General features: G+C 52.8%; 4 protein-coding genes. 1 reads left to right on the forward strand and 3 read right to left on the reverse strand.

The window, feature by feature from the left end:
- The 3 genes from IAE34_RS24125 to IAE34_RS24135 all read right to left on the reverse strand — a co-directional run.
- Positions 1 to 984: beta-ketoacyl [acyl carrier protein] synthase domain-containing protein (locus IAE34_RS24125; RefSeq protein ID WP_200141472.1), on the reverse strand; the 984-nt coding region annotated here is incomplete at its 3' end.
- Between the two features lie 214 nt (positions 985 to 1198).
- Entirely contained in the window at positions 1199 to 1942 is a 744-nt protein-coding gene (locus IAE34_RS24130) for a CPBP family intramembrane glutamic endopeptidase (protein WP_200141473.1), read from the reverse strand.
- Positions 1943 to 2047: 105 nt separating this feature from the next.
- A complete protein-coding gene (locus IAE34_RS24135) occupies positions 2048 to 2230 on the reverse strand; it encodes an MbtH family protein (RefSeq protein ID WP_200141474.1) in 183 nt (60 codons plus the stop codon).
- A 957-nt stretch (positions 2231 to 3187) separates the two neighbouring features.
- On the opposite strand from IAE34_RS24135, the gene IAE34_RS24140 reads away from it, so the two are divergent.
- Positions 3188 to 6103: beta-ketoacyl synthase N-terminal-like domain-containing protein (locus IAE34_RS24140; RefSeq protein WP_200141475.1), on the forward strand; the 2916-nt coding region annotated here is incomplete at its 3' end.

A 6103-nucleotide genomic window follows, 5' to 3' on the forward strand; every position in this document is an offset into this window, starting at 1 on the left:
CGCCTTCAACGCTCTTCTTATGAGATCAACTTGAGAAGACTCGGTCGGGACAGTCAGTCCGGCACTTGGACCGACATGATTCATCGCGCTCCCCTTGACTACCGCGAGAATCCTGTCATCGGCGTCCAGCGCATCCGAAAGCCGCTTGAGGATGAGCACCCCTGCCCCCTCGCTTCGGACGTACCCATCTGCCACAGCATCAAAAGGCCGGCAGTAACCGGACGCTGAAATCACATTTGCCTTCTGCAGGGCCAGGGTGGCTACAGGAGAGAAGATCAGATTAACGCCTGAAACGACAGCCATTGAAGACTCGCCACTACGCAGACTGCCGATCCCGAGATGCAAGGCCGAAAGAGATGATGAGCACGCCGTATCCAAGGAGATGGCAGGTCCTCTAAACCCCCATGTGTGGGCAAGGCGGCCTGCTGCGGTGTTCAGCACGTTACCGGTGACAAAGTACGCATCACGTTCCGGCGCACCGCCGGCCATTTCCAGAAGCCGCCCATAGTCGTTGGAAGTAATGCCAACGAACACCCCTGTGCTCGAGTCCCGCAATGTTTCGGGATCGATACCGGCATGCTCGAATGCCTCCCACGTCAACTCCAGAAGGCAGCGCTGCTGCGGGTCCAAAGACAGGAGCTCGCGATGGGATATGCCAAAAAAACGGTTATCCAGGGCATAAGGATCCTGGACATACCCGCCGCGCAATTTTGCAGCGATATCAGGATTGGAGATGGAATGATCTTCACCACCAATCTCAAACATCCGTGTAGAGGGCGGGTCCATGATGACGCAGCGCCTGGAGGCTACCATTTGCCACAGATCCTCCGGGCTGCCTACCCCACCTGGCATGCGGCAACTCATACCTACGATGGCGAAACCTTCGTCTGTTGATGCTCGCAGATCCTGAAGCTCGGCCTGTAGAAGCTCGATCTTCAGCAATGCCGCTTTGACTACTGAAAGTTCTTCGGCCTTCGATGCCATATCCCTATCTCCTCGAAGCACACTTCTTTAGTCTTATACGAAAGTCCCCTGCACTCGCCGACGCGCCAGCCCAGGATCCACTCCCGTCTCACGTAAACAGCGAAAAGAGGCATATGCCATATGTCAGTAACTATGGCTTAGGACACTGTGATGAATCAGTGTCTTCGTGGTAAACCTGCCTTGGCAGGCATAATTTTCCCATCAGGCTCGTCACTCAAGCCAAGCCGCGCAGTACCAATGAAAAAATAACGAGGTCCGCCCCGACATGAGAGAACCATGGAGCCAACAGACCGCCCGAACGCCAGCGAATCCAGCCTTGGACGACACCATACACTCCACTCAATAGCACCCCAGCCATTCCACCTGGAATACCTTGCCAGTGCAGACAGCCAAACGAAATGGCCTGCAACAGTACTACCAGACTTATCGAAAAACCTGTCGAGCTCAATTCTTTGAACAGAATCTCACGGAAGGCCCACTCTTCAACTGCAGCATTAACGCAGTAAAATGCCAGCCCCGCAGGTATGATCATCCACCAGGACAAGTGAGGGATCATTGCGGCGAAACGAGACAAGTCTGGCGACGCAAGCGAATACCATATAAACAATCCCAAGGTGGCACTGCACGCCCCAAGCACTGAATAACCGATAATACCAAGCCGCCACTCTTGCGCTTCTGGGCACCACTTGGTGACAATGCCCCACCGATGTCGCCGGTTCATATAAATATAGAAAGCCACAGGCACGATCAATGGCGCCGGCCAAGGAAGAAACAGAAAATCAAGCCGAGAGATTGCGGCAACCAAGACAAACCAAGCCAATAGGCTACCCGTGCCGCCTCTCAATCGGAAAACTATCATCCCTAGTGAAACTGCCATGCATGCCAATAAAATAGGCTGCCACTTCCCACCACCAAAAGGCAGCATGGAAAATATTATTAAATAATAGACGACAGCCATAAAATCTCCCGGTGGCGGCCTATCAAAAGCTACGCTTGTAAAACAGCCTCGCAAATCGCCGCGCCCGACACACAGCGACCCCAGGACCAGAAAGGCATAAGCACGCTACCTGGCGACTTCAACATAGGGAGTCATATCGGTCCAGATCTCATTTATATGCTTCAAGCAGGCATCCTTCCCCCCCTCGAAACCAACACACTCCCACCCTAGAGGTAGATCCTTATGTTTGCTCCATATCGAATACTGGCGCTTTGCATTTACCACGACAATGTAAACTTCAACATCCATATTCAAGCCCACCCTATACTCTCAGAGATCAAGAAAACCGAAGCAGTGAAGACGCTCATCAATCCAAACGAAGAAAACTCGCCAAAAATTAATCAGCCATTCTTGTTGTTTAAACTATTTTTCTGTGCACACAAAGCCAATACTTTTCGCATACAAAACAACCAAAGCCACCAGACCAGAAAGGCATTGCCAGCATCACGAAAACAGGAAAACCCCCTTGGGATCAAGGATTTATAAAATTACAAGAAAACCGAAGAGAATGACTGACGAAATAAAAACCCGCCAACAAATATCAGATCACCACCCATAAAAGGCAGTGTCTTATGCTCCTCGGACGTGTAAGTTGTATGAGAATTTTTGACGCCCCATGCATCGCAACAGAACGACGAGAGGACGACAAGAGGACGGCGAGATAAAGAAGACTGACGAAAACAGGATCGCCTTAGAGAAACAATCACAGAAGCACGATACCAATAGCAGAACTCCATCGGAAAACCGACGAAGTCGGCGACACCGCAGGCCTTCTTTGACAGCAATCAGCATTAGGCACAAGCGCACCAATATATGCGGAATAGCACGATTCAAGCACATGTCACCCCCCCCCCGCGAAAACAGGAGGAAAACCCCGCACTTCCCTAGCTAAAACCAAACCAGGAGATTGACTTAAATCAAGTTCCCACCGCATCGCACTTTTGCCCTTTTAGTCCATTAAAATCCTAGCATCCAGGCCTCTTGCACGCACCATCCGCAAGCGACGACAGGAACCATGACACATCTTGAAATAGAAATCAACCGGTCATTGGATCCAATTCTTAAAAACTAAAAATAAAATTTTATCCCCTTGATCGACCATTCTCAGCGTGATATCAAGCCCTCCCTAATTTTCCTGGCATTGACGCATTATTCGACCTCCGGCTTAATCTTAATTAAATCTGCGATATATGGAAATTACCTCAGATGAAAGATCACGACCCACGCAACCCAATCTCCCTTACACACATTCTCTCTCATTGGGCGCAAACCAAGCCAGACGCTACAGCCTATATATTTCTTGCTGACGGAGAAAATGAGACGCACGCCATAAGCTATTCCGAGCTATATAGGCAATCCGCTGGCCTGGCCAAAAAACTTGAAACACTGGGGAGTTTCGGCGATCGGATGTTGATGTTCTATCCTTCCGGAATAGAATTTATCATAGCCTTCTATGGATGCCTTCACGCTGGTTTGATTCCTGTCCCGGCCTACGCGCCCAAAAAGAACTCAAAGCAAGATCGCATCGACAAGATAATTATCGACTGCAACCCAGCCGCGATATTGGGAACCAGCGACATCATCAACAGGCTGTCCGACGCCGACCACCCACTGGCATTGAATGGACTGCCTCCATTATTGGCAACGGATTCCAAGCAATACACCACCACTGACCTATCGATTTCAGACAGGATCAATGGCAGCACACTGGCCTGCCTTCAATACACTTCCGGTTCCACAGGATCACCCAAAGGCGTCATGTTGACGCACGAAAATTTCATTAGAAATCAACAGTTCACGCAAGGTAACTGGCAGCACGACCACACCTCCGACTGGATGTGCTGGCTACCACTTTTCCACGACATGGGCCTGGGTAATATCGTCCAGACCCTGTACCTCGGATCTCGCTGTATTCTCATGCCGCCAGAAGCTTTCGTTCAGAAACCGATAAGGTGGTTGAACGCCATTTTCCGCTATGCTGCCCATACCAGTGGCGGCCCCGATTTTGCCTATGCACTTTGTGCAGATATTGCAGAAGAAGAGATACCTTCCGATCTGGATCTATCACACTGGAAGGTCGCCTACAACGGCGCTGAGCCGATAAATCCCAGCAGCCTGCTCAAATTCACGGAGAAGTTCTCGCGCTTCGGTCTTTGCCCACAAGCCCTCTCACCATGCTATGGACTGGCTGAAGCAACGCTTGCCGTAACAGCGGTTCACAAGGGGCAGCCGGTCGAGTCGATCAGTATCGATACGACCGCTTTCGCCGAAAATCGGGTGATCGTCGCCTCCGAAGCAGCAGGTGGGCGCGTCCTGGTAGGCTCTGGCATTTCCCCCTCGGATGACAGCGTCAAGATTGTTGATCCCAATACATACGAAGCCCTGCCGGAAGATGCCATTGGTGAAATCTGGTGCTGTAGTGGTGGTGTCGGACAAGGGTACTGGAATAACACTGACGCAACCCGCAACACCTTTCAGGCCACTCTGGCGTCGAATCCAACCCAGCACTACATGCGCACAGGCGACCTCGGCTTTTTTCATGCCGGCCAGTTGTACGTGACGGGGCGCCTGAAGGACGTAATCATCATTCGAGGGCGAAACTACTACCCTCAAGATATCGAATTCTCCTGCTCGGGTTGCCATCCCGCCCTAGTCCACGGGGGCACATCTGCGTTCGTGGACAGCGAGCAATCAACCGACAAGGTCATCATTTTCCAAGAGGTCAAGCGCACCCAGGTACGTGGTGCGGACTGCGAGCAAATTCTGGCCCAGATCAAGAAAAGTGTCGCAACCGAGCACGGCCTCGCCTTGCAGGCCATCTACCTGTTGAAACCGGGCCAACTGCCCAGGACCTCCAGTGGCAAGGTACGCCGCGCAGAGTCTCTTAAAAAACTGCGAGCCAACGAGATCCAATCAATCGCTCACTGGCAAAGTGGACCAGCAACCCCCTCCCCTGCCGACAGCACCTGCGAAGCAGAAAGCAAACACACGATACGACGTAGCCAGGCAGAGATCGACCAGTGGCTCGTTGAAACGCTCATGACCCGATTCTCTCTCAGCCAGGACGAGATCAAGCCCGGTTCAAGCTTCGCCGAGCTGGGGCTAGACTCAATCAACTTGACCGTACTTGCCCAGTTGATGAGTGAGTTCACAGGTAGAGATGTGTCTGCAACCCAGTTCTTCGACTACCCCTCCCCAGGTGAGCTGACAGCGCGACTGGTAGGCGCGCCATTGCCACTGGAGAAACCGGCAGCCAGCCCCGTCGCGAACGCTCTGGGCCAATATGCAATCGTCGGGATGGCATGCGATTTTCCTGGCGCCGCTTCCGTCGAGAAATTCTGGCAGATGATTGCTGCGGGTCAGAATGCGTTCGCCACCCTGGAAGCCCGGTGGAACGAAACAGGCGGTGCCAATGGAAGGGAAAATACCCGCGCTGGTGTGATCGATGATCTGTTCATGTTCGATGCCCGGTTCTTCCGCATCAGTGAGGATGAAGCCCGCGCCATGGACCCACAGCAACGACTGCTGCTTGCCGTCGCCTGGGAAGCGCTTGAACATGCCGCACTTGTGCCGACACAGCTGGCAGGGTCCGACACAGGTGTATTTATCGGCATCTCGTCCAATGACTATTCACGTGGCCTGCTCGAGAGCTCCAACACCCCTTACTTCCTGACTGGAAGCGCGTTAAGCCTGGCGGCAAACCGAATTTCCTATGCATTTGACTTCAAAGGCCCAAGCCTGGCGGTAGATACCGCATGCTCTTCGTCCCTGGTAGCCTTGCACAATGCCCTGAACAGCCTGTCCAACCACGAGTGCGACCTGGCATTGATCGGCGGGGTCAATGCCCTGCTTTCATCGTCTGTCGATGCCTCATTCAATAAAGCCGGGATGACCTCAAAGTCATCGTCGGCACGCGTATTCGATGCGGCAGCCGATGGCTATATCAGGGGAGAAGGTTGTGGTGTGCTGGTGGTCAAGCGCCTGGCGGATGCCCATCAGAACAATGACAGGATACTGGCCGTAATCGCGGGCTCGGCGATCAACCAGGATGGGCGTAGCAATGGGCTCACCGCCCCCAATGGGACGGCCCAGCAGAAAGTCATTCGCAAGGCCCTAGAACGA

The sequence above is a fragment of the Pseudomonas sp. S30 genome (assembly GCF_016518545.1).
Classification (GTDB): domain Bacteria; phylum Pseudomonadota; class Gammaproteobacteria; order Pseudomonadales; family Pseudomonadaceae; genus Aquipseudomonas.